The 545-nt window shown below is 54.9% G+C and carries 1 protein-coding gene; it reads left to right on the top strand.

Annotation, left to right across the window (positions count from 1 at the left end; genetic code table 11):
• On the top strand, window positions 1–545 hold a 545-nt coding region (locus AAC147_RS12680), incomplete at both ends, for an AMP-binding protein (protein ID WP_047686795.1).

The raw sequence follows: 545 nt of genomic DNA, 5'->3' as shown, positions 1-545 counted from the left end.
TCCGGCTCTACCGGGCAGCCGAAAGGGGTGATGGTGGAGCATCAGTCGATCTATCAACGCACGTTGAGCGTCAATGAGCTGTATGGGGTGACGGCGCAGGATCGGGTATTGCAGTTTGCGGCGTTTGCTTTTGATGTCGCCGTTGAGGAGTGTTTCTCAGCATTATGTCATGGCGCCACGCTGGTGATCCGTGATGATAGCTGGCTGACCTCCATGGCAGAGTTTATTACCTTAACCCGTGAAAACCGTATCACGGTGCTGTTCCTGCCGACATTATTCTGGTCTGAACTGGCCGCCAGAGAGCCGGGATTAGTGCTGCCGGATGCGCTTCGGCTGATTATCATCGGCAGTGAGGCCGTGCAGAAAAAAGCCCTTCAGGACTGGTTTGCCCAGGCAGGTCACCGTCCCCGGTTATTAAATGCTTATGGTCCGACGGAAAATACTGTCACCGCCACCTGTCAAGAAGTCTTCTCTTCGGACGATGATCGTTCTATCGGCCGGCCGCTCAGTAATACCCGCATTTATCTGCTGGACAGCCACGGGCA

The organism is Xenorhabdus sp. NBAII XenSa04 (genome assembly GCF_963866145.1).
Classification (GTDB): domain Bacteria; phylum Pseudomonadota; class Gammaproteobacteria; order Enterobacterales; family Enterobacteriaceae; genus Xenorhabdus; species Xenorhabdus indica.
Note: the sequence above shows the minus strand (reverse complement) of the source record. Positions and strands in the feature narration are given on the sequence as shown.